Origin of the sequence: Amycolatopsis sp. NPDC001319 (assembly GCF_042896185.1) — a bacterium.
In the GTDB taxonomy this organism is placed as follows: Bacteria; Actinomycetota; Actinomycetes; order Mycobacteriales; family Pseudonocardiaceae; genus Amycolatopsis.
Genome location: NZ_JBIAWY010000014.1, coordinates 221,425 through 236,880, shown reverse-complemented (window position 1 = coordinate 236,880; position 15,456 = coordinate 221,425). Strand labels below are relative to the sequence as shown.

General features: G+C 71.4%; 16 protein-coding genes. 9 read left to right on the top strand and 7 right to left on the bottom strand.

Annotated elements, in window-relative coordinates:
* Window positions 1-16 precede the first annotated feature (16 nt).
* Window positions 17-400 (bottom strand): hypothetical protein, encoded by a 384-nt coding sequence (locus ACFY1H_RS40535; protein ID WP_386955499.1) that lies wholly within the window; start codon window positions 398-400, stop codon window positions 17-19.
* Between the two features lie 96 nt (window positions 401-496).
* Between ACFY1H_RS40535 and ACFY1H_RS40530 the strand changes: the two genes are divergently transcribed.
* The gene (locus tag ACFY1H_RS40530) at window positions 497-1,387 is read left to right on the top strand and encodes an alpha/beta hydrolase (protein WP_386955497.1); all 891 of its coding nucleotides are present in this window, start codon (window positions 497-499) and stop codon (window positions 1,385-1,387) included.
* A gap of 21 nt (window positions 1,388-1,408) precedes the next feature.
* Window positions 1,409-1,774, top strand: coding sequence for a cupin domain-containing protein (locus ACFY1H_RS40525; RefSeq protein WP_366578414.1), 366 nt, complete (start codon window positions 1,409-1,411; stop codon window positions 1,772-1,774).
* Window positions 1,775-1,800: 26 nt separating this feature from the next.
* Here the strand turns inward: ACFY1H_RS40525 and ACFY1H_RS40520 are convergent, their stop codons facing one another.
* Complete coding sequence (locus ACFY1H_RS40520; RefSeq protein ID WP_386955495.1) at window positions 1,801-2,292, bottom strand: GNAT family N-acetyltransferase; 492 nt, start codon at window positions 2,290-2,292, stop codon at window positions 1,801-1,803.
* Window positions 2,293-2,480: 188 nt separating this feature from the next.
* Here ACFY1H_RS40520 and ACFY1H_RS40515 point away from each other — a divergent pair, with 188 nt between their 5' ends.
* On the top strand, window positions 2,481-2,918 hold the full coding sequence (locus ACFY1H_RS40515) for a hypothetical protein (RefSeq protein WP_386955493.1): 438 nt from the start codon (window positions 2,481-2,483) through the stop codon (window positions 2,916-2,918).
* Between the two features lie 203 nt (window positions 2,919-3,121).
* Entirely contained in the window at window positions 3,122-4,168 is a 1,047-nt protein-coding gene (locus tag ACFY1H_RS40510; protein WP_386955491.1) for a ferritin-like protein, read from the top strand.
* Between the two features lie 44 nt (window positions 4,169-4,212).
* Here ACFY1H_RS40510 and ACFY1H_RS40505 read toward each other — a convergent pair whose 3' ends face one another.
* On the bottom strand, window positions 4,213-5,541 hold the full coding sequence (locus tag ACFY1H_RS40505; RefSeq protein ID WP_386955490.1) for an aspartate aminotransferase family protein: 1,329 nt from the start codon (window positions 5,539-5,541) through the stop codon (window positions 4,213-4,215).
* 84 nt (window positions 5,542-5,625) lie between these two features.
* On the opposite strand from ACFY1H_RS40505, the gene ACFY1H_RS40500 reads away from it, so the two are divergent.
* Complete coding sequence (locus tag ACFY1H_RS40500; RefSeq protein WP_386955488.1) at window positions 5,626-6,561, top strand: LysR substrate-binding domain-containing protein; 936 nt, start codon at window positions 5,626-5,628, stop codon at window positions 6,559-6,561.
* 40 nt (window positions 6,562-6,601) lie between these two features.
* On the opposite strand, the gene ACFY1H_RS40495 is transcribed toward ACFY1H_RS40500, so the two are convergent.
* The 3 genes from ACFY1H_RS40495 to ACFY1H_RS40485 all read right to left on the bottom strand — a co-directional run bounded on the left by ACFY1H_RS40495 (window position 6,602) and on the right by ACFY1H_RS40485 (window position 8,508).
* Window positions 6,602-6,796 carry a hypothetical protein gene (locus ACFY1H_RS40495; RefSeq protein WP_366578426.1) on the bottom strand — a complete coding sequence of 65 codons (195 nt, stop codon included), beginning with the start codon at window positions 6,794-6,796 and terminating at the stop codon, window positions 6,602-6,604.
* Between the two features lie 111 nt (window positions 6,797-6,907).
* On the bottom strand, window positions 6,908-7,813 hold the full coding sequence (locus ACFY1H_RS40490) for an aldo/keto reductase (protein WP_366578427.1): 906 nt from the start codon (window positions 7,811-7,813) through the stop codon (window positions 6,908-6,910).
* Window positions 7,810-8,508 (bottom strand): FadR/GntR family transcriptional regulator, encoded by a 699-nt coding sequence (locus tag ACFY1H_RS40485; RefSeq protein WP_366578429.1) that lies wholly within the window; start codon window positions 8,506-8,508, stop codon window positions 7,810-7,812. Before ACFY1H_RS40485 ends, ACFY1H_RS40490 begins: the two co-directional genes overlap by 4 nt.
* Before the next feature lie 194 nt (window positions 8,509-8,702).
* Here ACFY1H_RS40485 and ACFY1H_RS40480 point away from each other — a divergent pair, with 194 nt between their 5' ends.
* Entirely contained in the window at window positions 8,703-11,150 is a 2,448-nt protein-coding gene (locus tag ACFY1H_RS40480) for a glycoside hydrolase family 95 protein (RefSeq protein WP_366578431.1), read from the top strand.
* A 13-nt stretch (window positions 11,151-11,163) separates the two neighbouring features.
* On the opposite strand, the gene ACFY1H_RS40475 is transcribed toward ACFY1H_RS40480, so the two are convergent.
* Window positions 11,164-12,228 carry an FCD domain-containing protein gene (locus tag ACFY1H_RS40475; protein WP_366578433.1) on the bottom strand — a complete coding sequence of 355 codons (1,065 nt, stop codon included), beginning with the start codon at window positions 12,226-12,228 and terminating at the stop codon, window positions 11,164-11,166.
* A gap of 161 nt (window positions 12,229-12,389) precedes the next feature.
* Here ACFY1H_RS40475 and ACFY1H_RS40470 point away from each other — a divergent pair, with 161 nt between their 5' ends.
* The 3 genes from ACFY1H_RS40470 to ACFY1H_RS40460 are packed head-to-tail and all read left to right on the top strand — an operon-like array spanning window position 12,390 to window position 15,456.
* Window positions 12,390-13,658 carry an extracellular solute-binding protein gene (locus tag ACFY1H_RS40470; RefSeq protein WP_366578435.1) on the top strand — a complete coding sequence of 423 codons (1,269 nt, stop codon included), beginning with the start codon at window positions 12,390-12,392 and terminating at the stop codon, window positions 13,656-13,658.
* Window positions 13,655-14,545: a carbohydrate ABC transporter permease gene (locus tag ACFY1H_RS40465; RefSeq protein WP_386955484.1), complete on the top strand. Its 891-nt coding sequence runs from the start codon at window positions 13,655-13,657 to the stop codon at window positions 14,543-14,545. Before ACFY1H_RS40470 ends, ACFY1H_RS40465 begins: the two co-directional genes overlap by 4 nt.
* On the top strand, window positions 14,542-15,456 hold the full coding sequence (locus tag ACFY1H_RS40460; RefSeq protein ID WP_386955482.1) for a carbohydrate ABC transporter permease: 915 nt from the start codon (window positions 14,542-14,544) through the stop codon (window positions 15,454-15,456). Before ACFY1H_RS40465 ends, ACFY1H_RS40460 begins: the two co-directional genes overlap by 4 nt.

Genomic DNA, 15,456 nt, shown 5'->3' with positions numbered 1-15,456 from the left:
CCGGTTGACGTGGGTCCTAGACAAGCCACACCTCAACCGGAGGTTCTCCCCACGTCAACCAGAACCTTCCGCTACCAACGTCCTGGCCAAATACATCTAGGGGCAGTGGCGACGGGCGTTCCAGCCAGACCGCGCCGATCTGCTCGTCGTCCAGCGTGATGGCGACCGTGGTCGACGCGTGGCCGGCCGACGGCGCGGGGCCGTCCGGGGCGACGCGGAACGTCTGCCCGGTGCCGTCGAGCCGGATGCCGGCCACGCACTCGGCCAGGCCCGCCGACGCCCGGGCCAGCGCGGCCAGCTCGACGCGCCGGCGGATCAGCGTGTCGTAGAACATCACGACGCGGATCGCGCCCTCGGCCTCCGAGTCCAGCTGCGACAGCCGGACGACCAACGCCTCCATACCCGGCAGCGTACGCGGCGAGCGTCGCGTCATCAGGCGATTTCGCGCGACGCCCGGCGGGCGACGCGGCGCCCGGGCGGCGGCAGGATCGTCGGCATGAACCCGGAACTCGAAGCCTTCCTCCCGCTGTTCCCGCCCGCCGACCTGGACGATCCGGTCGTCGCCCGCGAGAAGCTCGCCGGCCTGTCCGCCTCCGCGCCGCCGCCCGACACCTCGGGCCTCACGGTCGAGGACCACACCGCCGACGGCGACGTCCCCGTGCGCCTGTACCGGCCGCGGCAGGCCCAGGGCGCGATCATCTGGCTGCACGGCGGCGGCTTCGTCATGGGCGACCTCGACACGGAGCACCCGTGGGCCGCGCGCATCGCCGACGTCGCCGGCGCTGTGGTGATTTCCGTCGGCTACCGGCGGGCTCCGGAACACCCGTTCCCGGCCGCCGTGGACGACGCGTACGCGGCCCTGACCTGGGCCGCGAAGAACGCGGCGGAGCTCGGCCTCGACCCGGCCCGCATCGCCGTCGGCGGGCACAGCGCGGGCGCCGGGATCGCCGCCGCGATCGCACTGCGGGCCCGCGACGAGCACGGGCCCGCGATCCGCTTCCAGCTGCTCAACCAGCCCGAGCTCGACGACCGCCAGGACACCTGGTCGGCGCGCACCTTCACCGACACGCCGTGGATGACACGCGACAAGCTCGCCGCGACCTGGCGCCACTACCTCGGCGGCGCCCCTGGCACGCCCTACGCCGCCCCCGCACGGGCGGCCGACCTCTCCGGCCTGCCGCCCGCGTACGTCGCCACCGCCGAGTTCGACCCGCTTCGCGACGAGGGCATCACGTACGCGCTGCGCCTGCTGCAATCGGGCGTCTCCGCCGAGCTGCACCAGTGGCCCGGCACCTTCCACGGCTCGCAGGCGATCCTGTCCGCCGAGGTGTCACAGCGCCAGATCGCCGAACTCGCCGACGCCCTCCGCCGCGGCCTCACCGACTGACCCACCACCGAAAGGAAACCCATGACCCCGATCGACCTGTTCACCTCCTTCCTGCACCTGACCGCCGACGGCCGCGCGGCCGCGACACCCCGCACGGTCGACGGCGAGCCCGACGACTGGCACCTGATGACCTTCCACGCCACCACCGACGCCGACGTCCACTCCGACCACTGGGAGATCCACGCCGCCGCCGACGAGCTCGTCTGCTGCCTCAGCGGCGGCTTCCGCCTGTACCTGCGCGACGACGACACCCCGGCCACCCTCACCCCGGGCACCGCGGCGGTCGTCCCGTGTGGACGGTGGCACCGCCTCGAGCTCGACGCCCCCAGCGACCTCCTGTCGGTCACGGTCCCGAGCGGGACGCGGATCGAACCCCGGGCCGCGTAGGCCGTCTGCGACCCTGGCGAGCTGAATCAAGGCTTGTCGAGCACGTACAACACGAACGGCTCGCCGCGATGGCTGATGTCACGGTCGTACCGGAACCCGAGCCGCTCCATGACGGCTCGCGACCGTCCGTTGTGGACTTCGGTGAACGAGATGACCCGTGACGCGGCCAGCTCGCCCCAGGCGAACTCCAGGCCGGCCCGGCCGATTTCCGTGGCGTAGCCGCGGCCCCACAACGACTCGCGCACGGCCCAGCCGAGTTCCCACTGCCCGTCGCGGGTGCGGGAGAGGCCACCGCGGCCGATCAGAACGCCGTCGGCGCGGTCGTACGCGAGCCATTTGTGGGCGCCGTCGGAGTGCCAGGACCGGCCCATCTCCGTGGCGGTCCGCAGGGCGTCTTCGGCCGTCCATGCGCCGTACCAGCGGGCGATGCCCGGGTCCTGGTGGAGGCGGAACAGATCGTCGGCCAGCTCGGGGCCGACCGCTTCGAGGCGGAGACGTCCGGTGTAGCGGGCTTGCACCGGAGGCATTCTTCCGGCCCCGATCGGTGGGACTCAAGGCGTTTACGCGCGGCCGGTCGCCATCGCCTGGCACGATGTCCGGACAACGCAAAGGGGAGGGCATGACGTATCCGCAGTATCCCGGTCCGCACTTTCCGGCCGCGCCGGTCCGAAGCGCCCCGCGGAGCCCGGCGGGAGGCACGGCGGTCGTGACCGGCGTGCTGGCGATCATCTGCAGCATCGCCGCGTTCATCAGCGCGATGTGCGGGCTCATCGCCGTCGTGGACGGCGAGGTCGTCTCCGGTGGGGCGACCGTCGTGCTCAACCTGGCCGTGACGGGAGTCCTGCCGGCCGGCGCGATCGCGGTCCTGCGGAGCCGGCCGGCCGCGCGGATGTGCTTGATCGTCGGCAGTGCCCTGGCCATCGTGGAGCTGTTCGCCGCGACGGTCCTGCCCGAGGTCGACGTCTACCTGCTGTACGAGGGCGGTCCGGACACCCTGCGCGCGTTCGCGCTGGACGGACTGCCCTGGCTGGCCGTGGCGATCGGCATCCTCGTGCTGGCGCTGACGACACCGGCGGCGCGGCAACCCGGGCCGGGACCGTCGGCGAGGTCCGGCGGCGGGTGGGACCAGCCACGCTCTGCTTGACGCATGCCACCACGGCCGTCTGAAACCCGGTGCTCCCGCTCTGACCTCGTGGCTCGGCCGGACCTCGTGCCCATGGTGACCGGGCCGGGCCCGCCGGGGTGACACCCCGTCCGGGGGAAAGCTGTCACACATCCGCCCGCCGTCTTGTCCTGCCTCGCGAAACCCGAACCCGAACTCGCGACCCGCCGAGACGAGAGGCACAAATGGACACCAGTCCCGCTCCCGCCATCGACAGCGTGGCCGAGCTCCGCCGCCACCTGCAGTGGGCGATCGAGCTCGAACACGCGACGATCCCGCCTTACCTGTGCGCGCTGTATTCGCTCGATCCGGGCCGCAACGCCGAGGCCGCGCAGGTCGTCGGCAGTGTGCTGGCCGAGGAGATGCTGCACCTGGCGCTCGCGGCGAACCTGCTCAACGCCGTGGGCGGCGAGCCGAAGCTCGACGCGCCGCAGCTGCTGCCCGCGTACCCGCACCCGCTGCCCCACGGGGACCCGTCGTTGCAGGTCAACCTCGTGCCGTTCGGCGCGGAGGCGCTGGAGCTGTTCCTGAGGATCGAGCAGCCCGAGTCGGCCGACGCGCCGCCGCAGGCCGACGGCTACCGCACGATCGGGCAGTTCTACGCCGCCGTGCAGGCCGGGCTGAAGAACCTGTGCGAACAGCTGGGGGAGGAGGCCGTGTTCTCCGGTGACCCGAAGCGGCAGATCGGTGAGATGCACCTCCGCAGCGGTGGCGGCAGCGTGATTCCGGTGCACGACCTGGATTCCGCGCTGGCCGCACTCGCGGAGATCGTGGAGCAGGGCGAGGGCGCCGCGCGCATCGAGGTGTGGGACGGCGACCGCGACGTCTTCCACCCCGAACGCGACGAGGTCGCCCACTTCTACCGCTTCCAGGAGCTCAAGCACGGCCGCCGCTACGCCGAGGGCGACACCCCGCAGAGCGGCCCGACGGGCGAGGAGATCAAGGTCGACTTCGACGGCGTGCTGCCCATGCGCCGCAACCCGAGCCCGGCCGACCACCCCGAGGACAGCCCGATCCGCCGGGCGCAGGGGGAGTTCGACAACACCTACTGCCTGCTGCTGTACCTGCTGGAGGACGCCTTCACCGGCAACCCGGGCGGGCTGGGCGCCACCGTCGGCGTGATGTTCCAGCTGAAGGCGCAGGCCCAGGCGCTCATGAAGATGCCCACCGGCGACGGGAAGACGACGGCGGGGCCGACGTTCGAGTACGTGCCGCCCGAGCAGCGGTCCTGAATCGACGGTGTGAGTGCCGGTGGCGAACCGGCACTCACACCGTCCTACAGCACGGCGCGCGCGTCGCCGATGGCTTCGCCCAGAATGGACAGTCCGAGTGAGAGCTCCTCCTCGGTCGCCGTCAGCGGCGGCGCGATCCGGAAGACGCCGCCCATGCCCGGCAGCTGCACGATGTTCATGTGCAGCCCCAGTTCCAGGCAGCGCCGGGTGACGAGAGCGCCCAGCGCGTCCGAGCTTTCCTTGGTGGCGCGGTCCACCACGAGCTCCAGGCCGGCCAGCAGGCCGCGGCCGCGGATGTCGCCGACGACCTCGTGGCGTCCGGCGATCTCCTCCAGCCCGCTGCGGAGGAAGGCGCCGAGCGTGCGGGCGCGTTCGTCGAGCCGGTCGCGGGTCAGCACGTCGAGCACGGTGTTGCCGACGGCCGCCACCAGCGGGTCCGAGACGTGCGTGGTGAAGAACAGGAACCCGCGCTCGTGCGCTTCCTGCTCGATCTCCGCGCTGGTCAGCACGGCCGCGAGCGGCAGGCCTGCGCCGAGCGTCTTGGACACCGTCAGGATGTCCGGCACGACGCCGTCGCGCTCGAACGCGTACCACGTGCCGGTGCGGCACAGGCCCGTCTGCGCCTCGTCGAGGATCAGCAGCATCCCGCGTTCGCGGCACTTCTCCTGCAGTGCCGCGAAATACCCCGGCGGCGGCTCGATGATCCCGCCGGAGCTGAGGATCGGTTCCACCAGGCACGCGGCGAGGCTGCCGACGGACTGCGCGTCGATCAGGTCGAACGAGAAGTCGAGCTGCCGGCGCCAGTCGAGCGTGCCGTCGGCGTGCGTGAAGTCGGGGCGGTAGGTGTTGGGCGCGGGAATGGCGAAGTTGCCGGGTGTCGCGGGGCCGTAGCCCTTGCGCCCGGCGCTGTAGGTCGCGGACGCGGCGGCCTGCGTCATGCCGTGCCACGACCGCGCGAACGACACGATCTCGTGCCGGCCCGTGACGAGCTTGGCCATGCGGATCGCGGCCTCGTTCGACTCGGCGCCGGTGGTCAGCAGCAGCGCCTTCTCCAGCGGCGCCGGCAGCGTCTCGGCCAGCCGCCGCGCGAGGTCGACGACCGGGCGGCTCAGCATGCCGCTGAACAGGTGGTCGAGCGTGCCGATCTGGCGGCGCACGGTCTCGACGATCTCGGGGTGCGAGTGGCCGAGGATCGCGCTCATCTGGCCGGAGGTGAAGTCGAGGATCTTCCGGCCGTCGGCGGTGTAGAGGAAGCTGCCGGCGGCGCGTTCGATGATCTCGCGGGTGAACGCGCCGCCGTAGCGCACGAGGTGGGCTTCGGCGTCGGTCCAGAACGTGTCGGCGGACAGCGGGACAGTGGTCGGAGCAGCCATGTCCCCGACGGTAAGTCTGCGCCGAGCGACACGTCCAGCTCACAATTCCGGACGTTCTGTTCGGCTGAGCCGCACAATGGGATGGTGCTGAACCCGTGGCGCCTGCGCCTGCTGAGCCGGCTCGACACGCTGGGCACCATCCGCGCGGTGGCGAGCGCGTCGAACCTGAGCGCGTCGAGCGTGTCGCAGCAGCTCGCCGTGCTGGAGACCGAAACGCGCACCAAGCTGCTGGAACGCACCGGCCGCCACGTCCGCCTGACCCCGGCAGGGCTGATCCTCGCGCGCCGGGCCCGGGCGATCCTCGACCACATGGACACGCTCGACCACATGGACACGGTCGAGGCCGAGCTGCGCGGCCTCGGCGACGAACCCGCCGGCCTGGTGCGGCTGGGCGCGTTCCAGAGCGCCGTCCACACGCTCGCCGTGCCCGCGGTGACGCGGCTGGCCGCGGCGCACCCGGACCTGCAGGTCGAGGTGCTGCAGCTGGAACCGCACGAGAGCATGCCCGCCCTGCGCGTCGGCGACGCGGACCTCATCATCACGACCACGGACTTCGTCGAGCAGCCGCTGGACCCCGACGTGGACCTCGTGCCCCTCGCGACCGACCCGATCGTGCTGGTCATGCCCCCCGACCACCCAGCGACCCGCCGCGGCGCCGTCGACCTGGCCGCCTTCGCGGACGAGCCGTGGTCGCTCGACCTGCCGCAGTCCTACATGGCCAATCTGACGCTGCGGCTGTGCCGGCAGTCGGGTTTCGAGCCGCGCGCGGTGTGCCGCTTCAGCAACTACATGCTGGCCCTGCAGCACGTCGAGGCCGGCTTGTCGATCACCCTGCTGCCCGGCCTCGCCGTCGACCCCCGCTACCGCGTGACCACCCGCGAACTCGCGGCACCGGTCACGCGCACCATCACCGCCGCCGTCCGCCGCGGCTCCCCGCAGCGCGCCGCGGTGCAGGTCGTGCTCGACGCGCTGCGGAGGACTCCGCCGGTTTCGGCGGGTGCACCGGGTGAGGAGGGGTGACGCTGGGTCGTACCCGACACCTGGGCAACTCCCCGAGGGCTCAGCGGTTCGCGTTGAACTCGAGCACCTCGTCGAGGCGGGTCGACCACGCCGGGGACGTGCGGCGCAGGCCGACGACGAACGGGGCGGGCCGCCGGGGGCGTCGCGCCCGCGAAGCGCTCGGTTTGCTGCGCCACCAGCGGTTCACCGCGCCTCGGTGGTCGCTCATGCCGTTCAGCCCCTCTCGTCCGGTCATGATCCACTCTGGCAGCGCGGGCGCGATCCCGCACGCGTCCGGGTGGTGGGCCAGGCGGTCCGGGAATCAGGTGTGCACGACGGTCACAGCCTTGTCAACAGGGGGACACGATCACCGGATGACGGTGAGCGCGTCGATTTCCGACCACAGCGCGTCCGGGATCGCGGTGGTGAGGTGGGCGGCGTTCTGCTCGACCTCCGCCGGTGTGCGGGCGCCGATGACCAGCGCCGTCACGGCCTTGTGCCGCAAGGGAAACTGCAACGCGGCCGCGGGCAGGGCGACCCCGTGCCGGGCGCACGCGGCGGCGAGCGCCTCGACCGCGGCGCGCACGTCCGGCGGCACCGGCAGGTAGTCGAAGCGCGCATCCGGGCCGGGGTCGGCCAGCACGCCGCTGTTGAAGACTCCGCCCGCGATCACGTCCACCCCGCGGGTTTCGCACAACGGCAGCAGCTCGTCGGCCGCGGACCGGTCGAGGAGGGTGTAGCGGCCGGCGATGAGCACGCAGTCGAGGTCCGTCTCGGCGACGAACCGGGCCGGCATCCTCGGCTCGTTCATGCCGACGCCGATCCGCCGTACCGCGCCTTCGTCGCGCAACCGCGCGAGGGCCGGGTACGCCGCGCCGACCGCGGTTTCCCAGAAGTCGTCGGGGTCGTGGATGAACAGGGTGTCGAACCGGTCCAGACCGGTGCGGTCGAGACTCTCCGCCAGCGAGGTGTAAACGCCGTCGGCCGAGTAGTCGCGCACCCGCACGAGCCCGTCTTCCCCGGAACGCAGCAGCCGGCCGACCTTGGACGACACGGTGAACTCGGCGCGCGGTTTGTCGCGCAGGAACGCGCCGAGCCGCCGTTCCGCGACTCCGGCGCCGTAGTGCGGGGCGGTGTCGAAGTAGCGCGTGCCGGCGGCCCACGCCGCTTCGAGCGTGGCCCGCGCGGCGGCGTCACCGAGGTCTTCGTACAGGCCGCCGATCGCCGACGTGCCCAGGCCGACGGTTTTGCCGGCCGCGGTCGTGGGTGTCACTCCGCCTCCCCGGAACGGGCGCCGTGCACGCGGCGCAGCCAGCGTTCGGTGGTGCTGATGTGCACGAGGGCGGCGGCTTGCGCGAGCGTCGCGTCGCGTTCGGTGAGTGCTTCGTAGATCGTTTCGTGCTCGGACAACGTGCCCTCGGCCGAGCCGGCCTCGACCATCCCGCGCCACACCCGCGCGCGCAGGGTGCCGCCGGAGATGCCGTCAAGCAACGTCGCCAGCGCTTCGTTGCCGGTCGCGGCGGCCACGGCCCTGTGGAAGGCGGCGTCGTGCTGGTTGAGCAGCTCGACGTCGCCGGCCGCGGCGCGCATCGCCTCGAGGTGACCGTGGATCCGCGCGAGGTCCTCTTCCGTCGCCCGGGTGGCGGCGAGCCCGGTGGCGATCGGTTCGAAGAGCCGGCGCACCTCGGTCAGCTCGAGCAAAGTGTTGCCGTGCATGAGTTCCACGGCCAGCCCGAGTCCTTCGAGCAGGACGGTGGGGGCAAGGCTCGTGACGTATGTGCCGTCGCCGCGGCGCACGTCGAGCACGCGGGCGACGGCGAGCGCCTTCACGGCTTCGCGCATGGGGGAGCGGGAGATGCCCAGCTCGGTGGCGAGCTGCTGTTCCGGCGGCAGCTTCGACCCCGGTGGCAGCTTCCCGGACTGGATCAGCTCGCGGATGCGGGCGATCGCCTCGTCGGTGAGTGACACGCGGGCGACGGTAGCCCCAGACATGTGATGTCTGCAAGAGGTCCAGACGAGAATGCGCTGACCGGCCGACGGTATACCAGCTCTTTTCCGATGTGGTCTGGACACCCGCGCGCGGCTCGCCTACACATACATATGTTCTTTGCGGCCCGTGAGCCGATCCCGTTCCCCTCCCCACCGGACGAAGGAGTCCCCTCATGTCCTCACCCGGCTTCTCCCGCCGGAGCCTGCTCGGCGCGGCGATGGCGAGCGGCGCGCTCGCCCTGACCACCGCGGCGCTCGGCCGCGTCACAGCCGCCGGGGCAACCCGGCCCGCCCCGGATTCCGTGCTGTGGTTCGACGAACCCGCCACGCTCTGGCAGGAACAGGCGTTCCCCGTCGGCAACGGCGCGGCCGGCGCGATGATCTACGGCACCGTCGACAGCGAACAGATCCAGTTCAACCACGACACGCTGTGGAACGGCGGCCCCGGCTCCCACGACGAGGGCCACGAGTACAACTTCGGCAACTGGTACGAGCCGCGCCCGACCGCGCTCGCCGACGTGCGCGCGAGCATCGCGGCCACCGGCAGCGCCGACACCGGCCCGGCGACCGCGGCGCTCGGGCAGACGAAGTGGGGCTACGGCGCGTACCAGACCTTCGGGGATCTGTTCCTGGACCGCGCGACTCCGGCCGGCGCCGTGACCGGCTACCGGCGGCAGCTGGACTTGGCGACGGGGCTCGCGACCGTCGGGTTCACGACCGCCGACGGTGTCACGCACACCCGCGAGCTGTTCGCGAGCTTCCCGGACCACGTGCTCGTCACGCGCCTGTCCGCGAGCCGGGGTGGGCAGGTGTCGTTCACCGCGCGGTTCGCGACGGCCGACAACCGCGCCGTCACGTATTCGGCGCAGGACGGCCGCATCACGATGCGCGGCGCGCTGACCGACAACGGCATGGTGTTCGAGGCGCAGGTCCAGGTCCTCGCCGAGGGCGGGCGCGTGACCACCGACGCCGCCGGCCACGTGACGGTGACCGGCGCGGACGCGGCGACACTCGTGCTCGCGCCCGGCACGGACTACGCACCCGTGTACCCGCACTACCGCGGTGTCGACCCGCACCGGGCCGTGACGTCCACAGTGGACGCCGCCGTGCACCGGGGCCACCGGGGTTTGCGCGAGCGGCACCTGGCCGACCACCGCGCGCTGTTCGGGCGCGTGCGCATCGACCTCGGGCAGCAGCCGGCAGCGGTGCCGACCGACGAGGCGTTGCAGGCCTTCAAGCAGGCCCGCAACCAGGGGCAGATCAGCGCCGACCCCCAGCTGGAGATGCTGCACTTCCAGATCGGCCGGTACCTGCTGATCGGCTCGTCGCGCGAGGGGTCGCGCCCGGCGAACCTGCAGGGCGTGTGGAACGACTCGACCAGCCCCGACTGGCAGTCGGACTACACCACGAACATCAACCTGGAGATGAACTACTGGCCCTCCGACGTCACCAACCTGGCTGAGACCGTGCCGCCCTTGGTGGACTTCATCGACGGCCTGCGCGCGCCGGGCCGGGTCACCGCACGTGACCTGTGCGGGGTGCCGCAGGGGTTCGCCGCGATGAGCCACGTCAACGTCTTCGGCTACACCGGCGTGTCCACGAACGCCGCCACCTGGGCGCCCGAGTCGACCGCGTGGCTGATCCGCCAGCTGTGGGAGCACTACCTGTTCACGATGGACGAGGACTTCCTGCGGCGCCGCGCGTACCCGATCCTCAAGGAGCACACGCAGTTCTGGCTCGGCTACCTCGTCACCGACGCCGACGGGACGCTCGTGGTCAGCCCGAGCTTCTCGCCCGAGCTCGGCCCGTTCACCGCCGGTGCCACGTACTCGCAGACGATCGTGTGGGACCTGTTCACGAACACGCTCGCCGCTGCGAAGATCGTCGGCGACCACGCCTACCGGCCGATGCTGGAGAAGACCCTCGCGAAGCTGGACGCAGGCCTGCGGATCGGCTCGTGGGGCCAGCTGCAGGAATGGAAGACGGACCTGGACGAGGCGGACAGCGGCCACCGGCACATGTCCTTCAGCTACCCGCTGTTCCCCGGCCACCAGATCACGGCCGAGGGCACCCCGGAGTACTACGAGGCCGCCCGCGTCGCCGTCGAGGCCCGCACCGCGCACACGGCGCAGAACGACATCGGCTGGAACCGCGCGCAGAAGATCAACGCCTTCGCCCGCCTCCACAACGGCGACCAGGCCCGCGAACAGCTCGACCACCTCCTGTGGCGCAACACGTTCCCCAACTTCCTCAACGACTGGCCGTTCCAGATCGACGGCAACTTCGGCGTGGCGTCCGGCGTGGCCGAGATGCTGCTGCAAAGTCACGCCGGCTTCGTCGAGGTGCTGCCCGCTCTGCCCACCGGCTGGGCCGCCGGCTCCTTCCACGGCCTGCGGGCTCGGGGCGCGTTCACGGTCAACGCGTGGTGGACGACCGGCCGGGTCACGAAGGTCGAGGTCATGTCCGATGTGGGCGGCGACCTGAGGCTGCGCGCCACGTCGCTGTCCGGCGGCGCCCGCGTTCACGCCACCGGCGGCCCGACGCCGCACTTCACGCTGCGCGCCGGCGAACTCTCGATGCCCACCCGGCGGGGCGCCACCTACACGGTCACCCCGGCGTGAACCCGATGCCCGCTCAGCTCAGGCTCGCCCGGCCGCGGGCGTGGGCGCCGAACAGGCGGGCGGCCTCGTCCGGGTCGCCGGCGGCCAGTGCGGCGACGAGGTCGGCGTGGCGTTCGGCCATGGCGGACCAGTCGCCGTCGTAGAGGGGGTTGCCGACCACGTGCAGGCCCCACAGGTTGGGCTCCATCGTGCGCCACAGGCGGGCCAGGAAGGAGTTGCCGCTGGCGGCGCAGACGTCGCGGTGGAAGGTGATGTCGGCTTCGCGGAAGGCGCCGATGTCGCCGGCGGTCGCGGCGGTGCGCATGCGGTCCACGGACTCCTCGAGCAGGCGCAGGGTCCGCGGCTGCACGCGCGTCGTCGCCTCGCGGGCGGCGAACTCCTCCAGCACCACGCGCACGGCGCGCACCTCGCGGGCCTGTTCGGCGGAGATCTCGGCGACGTAGTTGCCGCGGTGGGGCAGCGAGCTGACCAGGCCCTCGTGCACGAGCCGCTTGATGGCCTCGCGCGCCGGGGCCTGGCTGGTGCCGAGCTGGCGCGCGATGGCCGACTCGACGAGCCGTGCGCCGGGCCGCAGCTCGCCGTCGATGATCTGCTGGCGCAGCACCTGGTGGACCTGGTCGGACAGCAGGCCCTGGCCACCGCGGTCCGGAGTGGACAGTCGCGTCGGCGCGGGTTCCGGGCTGCGGTGCTCGCGCCAGATGCGCGACACCGTGGACTGTGAGAGGCCGACCGTGCGGGCCAGTGACCGCGTGGTCGGCACCTCGCCGCCGCGGCGGGCCTCGGCGATCGCGGACAGCACGAGCCGCTCGGCTTCCGCGCGGTCCGGGCTGCGGGGCCGGCCCGGCCGGGGTGCGTCTGCGAGCCCGTCGGGACCGCGGCGCAGGAACCGGTCACGCCACTTCGCCGCCGTCGCCTCGCTCACGCCCAGGCGCCGCGCGACCTCGGGCACGTCGAGACCGTCGGCGCAGCTCAGCACGATCCGGCTGCGCAGCCCGAGCGGGCCCGCGTCCTGGCTCGCCCACCCCAGCAGTGTCGATCTCTCCGCGTCGGTCAGCCGCACCGTGGCGTCCTCCGTCATGGGACATGAGGATACACACTTCTGACTCATCCATCGGACTTCTGGCTGATTCTGCGCGTTGACAGGCTGATTTACCGCGAAGTACAAATCACTCAGCAGTCGTTAGCTGAACCAAAACCCGCACCCCACCCATTCACGCGGTTTCTCAACGAGGAGGAGCGATGCGTCCAGCTCGTACCCGCGGGGGCATCGCCGTTCTCGGCGCCCTGCTCTCGCTCACGCTCGCCGGTTGCGGCGGCGGGTTCGCGGACTCCGGCGCCGCGGGCGGCGGCACCGGCTCGATCCGGATGCTCGTCAACGTCACCCCGAACCTCACCCAGGACTTCTGGGACCGCCTGGTCGCGCCGTTCGAGAAGGCGAATCCGGGCGTCGACGTCGTGATCGAAGCTCCGTCCGGCAAGGGTGTCTCCGACACCCTGCAGCAGCAGCTCGCCGCGGGCGACCCGCCCGACGTCGTCGAGACCCTGATGGCCGATCCCACGCTCGCGCCCCAGCTGGTGGACCTGACCGGCGAAGACTGGGTGAAGAACACCCCGCTCGCCCAGGAGGCCTCGCTCGGCGGCAAGATCTACAACGTCGGTGTCGGCGAGCAGGCGCAGTCCCTGGTGTTCTACAACAAGACCGCGTTCACCAAGGCCGGCATCACCACGTCACCGTCCACACTGGACGAGATGACGCAGGACCTCGGCAAGCTCAAGACCGCGGGCTACCTGCCGCTGCAGACCTCCGGCGACTTCGCCACCGGCCTGCAGCTGCTGCAGCTCACGGACCCGGCGCTGGCCGCGGCGAACCCCGGCTTCTACGCCGACGTGCGCGCCGGCAAGACCACCGTCGGCAAGGCGATGCTGCCGTACCTGAAGCTGTACCAGTCGTGGCTCGACCAGGGTTACGTCGACAAGAACGCGCTGGGCCTGAAGTACCCCGACGCGGAAACGGCCTTCCTGCAAGGCAAAGCGGGTATGTTCGTGATGGGCAGCTGGTTCACCGCATCGGAGGCCAAGGCCAAGAAGGACTTCGAGGTCGGCGTCTTCGCCGCTCCCGTGTCCGGCGGCCAGCAGAGCCCCGGCGCGCAGGGTGCCACGATGGCCGCGCCGTACCTGATCATGAAGTCGACCCAGCACCGCGACCTCGCGACGAAGCTGGTGCGCTGGCTCGTCACCGACCAGCAGGCCGTGGTGGCGCAGCTCAAGCAGGACGGCAACTTCCGCACCGGCGTGCAGCGCGAGTTCACGCCGCTGGAGCAGCAGGTGCAGAAGATCCTCGACGCCGCACCGGCCAAGGTCGCCCAGGGTGAGGGCTACGGCGACTCGACCTTGCCGCGCGGGTTCAACTCCGCGTGGAACACCGAGGTCCAGGGCCTCTACATCGGACACTCCCCGGAGACGGTCGCCGACGCCGTCGACCGCTGGGTGTCGGCGCACGCGAAATGAGGCCGCCGGGAAGGCGCCGGGACGGTGGCGTCGCCACCGCGGTGATGGTGCTGCCCGCGACCGTGCTCTACACCGTGATGCTGATCGTCCCGGTGGGGCTCGCGATCTACTTGAGCCTCACCGACTGGGACGGCTACAGCGCGGCCCCGGCGTTCGTCGGCGGCAGCAACTACGGCGAGGTGCTCAGCGATCCCGAGTTCCGCAGGGCCGCGTTCGTCACCCTGCTCGCGGCGGTGGTCGGCACGGTCGGCATGAACGTGCTGGGCCTCGGCTTCGGGACGCTGGTCAGCCGCACGACGCGGGTGAGCTCGATCCTGCGGACGATCCTGTTCTACCCGCACGTGCTCTCCGCGCTCGTCGTCGGGTTCCTCTGGAGTGCGATCCTCGGCACCAACGGCGCGGTCAACAGCTTCCTGACCGGGCACGGCGCGAAGCTGCTGCCGTTCCTGTCCGATCCGGACTGGGCGACGGCCACGCTCATCGCCGTGCTCGTGTGGGCCCAGTTCGGTGTCTCCACCGTGCTCTACGTCGCCGGTCTGCAGACCGTGCCGCAGAACCTCCTGGAAGCGGCACGGATCGACGGCGCGACGAAGTGGCAGACCTTCCGCCACGTGACGCTGCCGGCCATCGCGCCGGTGGTGACCGTGAACCTGGTGCTGAGCCTCATCACGCTGCTCAAGACCTACGACCTGGTCGTGTCGCTCACCTCGGGCGGCCCGGCGGGCCAGACGCAGACGCTGGCCTACCTCATCCTGTGGAACTCCTTCCACGACGGCCGCCTCGGCTTCGGCTCCGCGCAGTCGGTGGTGCTGATGATCGTCACCGCCGGGCTCGCCCTCGCCGTCACCCGGCTGCGCCGCCGCGCCGACCAGGGAGCGCACGCATGACCACCGCCACCCGAGCCGCTCCGGCGAAACCGGCCACGCCACCACCCGCGACCCCGCCGACCCCGCGCCGGCGAACCGGCGGGAATCCGGCCCGGCTGGTCCTGCGCGGACTGGTCCTGCTCGTCGTCGCCGTCGTGATGCTGGTACCGCTGTACCTGTTGCTGGTCAACGCGTTCAAGGACCAGCAGGACATCCTGGCCGACCCGTTCGGCCTGTCCGGCGGGCTCACGCTGGAGCACCTCGGCGCGGCGTTGCAGAACCCGCGGTTCTCGATCGTCAAGGGGTACGCGATCACCGTGCTGTTCGTGGTGCTGGTGAACGTGTTCTCCGTGCTGCTCGCCGGCCCGGCCGCGTACGTGATCGCCCGCAGCACCAAACGCCTGTTCCGCGTGCTGATGGTGTTCTTCCTGGCCGGCACGTTCATCCCCAGCCAGGTGCTGGTGATCCCGGTGGTCTACGTGCTCAAGACGCTCGGTCTCATGGGGACGATCCCGGGTTACGTGCTGTTCGAGACCACGCTGACGCTGCCGTTCTCGATCTTCCTCTACGCCGGGTTCATCCGCACCGTGCCGCGCGACCTCGACCAGGCCGCGGCGCTCGACGGGTGCGGGCGGATCCGCACGTTCTGGCGGATCATCTTCCCGCTGATGCGCCCCGCCGTGGCCACCATGGTCATCCTCAACACGTTCTCGGTGTGGAACGACTTCGTGAACCCGCAGACCATCCTCGGCCCGAGCAGCGGGCTCTATACCGTGACCACCGGGATCTACGCCGCGGTCGGGCAGTACCAGACCGACTACACCGTGGTGTTCCCGACGCTGCTGCTGGCCATCGCCCCGCTGCTCGTGTTCTTCGTGATCATGCAGCGCCACATCATCTCGGGCCTCACCGCCGGTTCGACCAAGGGCTGA

Excerpts from the sequence above, each read along its gene's own strand:
- ACFY1H_RS40530 (WP_386955497.1), top strand. The coding sequence starts at position 497 with ATGAACCCGGAACTCGAAGCCTTCCTCCCGCTGTTCCCGCCCGCCGAC.
- ACFY1H_RS40505 (WP_386955490.1), bottom strand. The coding sequence starts at position 5,541 with ATGGCTGCTCCGACCACTGTCCCGCTGTCCGCCGACACGTTCTGGACC.
- ACFY1H_RS40475 (WP_366578433.1), bottom strand. The coding sequence starts at position 12,228 with ATGACGGAGGACGCCACGGTGCGGCTGACCGACGCGGAGAGATCGACA.
- ACFY1H_RS40510 (WP_386955491.1), top strand. The coding sequence starts at position 3,122 with ATGGACACCAGTCCCGCTCCCGCCATCGACAGCGTGGCCGAGCTCCGC.
- ACFY1H_RS40495 (WP_366578426.1), bottom strand. The coding sequence starts at position 6,796 with ATGACCGGACGAGAGGGGCTGAACGGCATGAGCGACCACCGAGGCGCG.
- ACFY1H_RS40470 (WP_366578435.1), top strand. The coding sequence starts at position 12,390 with ATGCGTCCAGCTCGTACCCGCGGGGGCATCGCCGTTCTCGGCGCCCTG.
- ACFY1H_RS40465 (WP_386955484.1), top strand. The coding sequence starts at position 13,655 with ATGAGGCCGCCGGGAAGGCGCCGGGACGGTGGCGTCGCCACCGCGGTG.
- ACFY1H_RS40480 (WP_366578431.1), top strand. The coding sequence starts at position 8,703 with ATGTCCTCACCCGGCTTCTCCCGCCGGAGCCTGCTCGGCGCGGCGATG.
- ACFY1H_RS40535 (WP_386955499.1), bottom strand. The coding sequence starts at position 400 with ATGGAGGCGTTGGTCGTCCGGCTGTCGCAGCTGGACTCGGAGGCCGAG.
- ACFY1H_RS40525 (WP_366578414.1), top strand. The coding sequence starts at position 1,409 with ATGACCCCGATCGACCTGTTCACCTCCTTCCTGCACCTGACCGCCGAC.
- ACFY1H_RS40460 (WP_386955482.1), top strand. The coding sequence starts at position 14,542 with ATGACCACCGCCACCCGAGCCGCTCCGGCGAAACCGGCCACGCCACCA.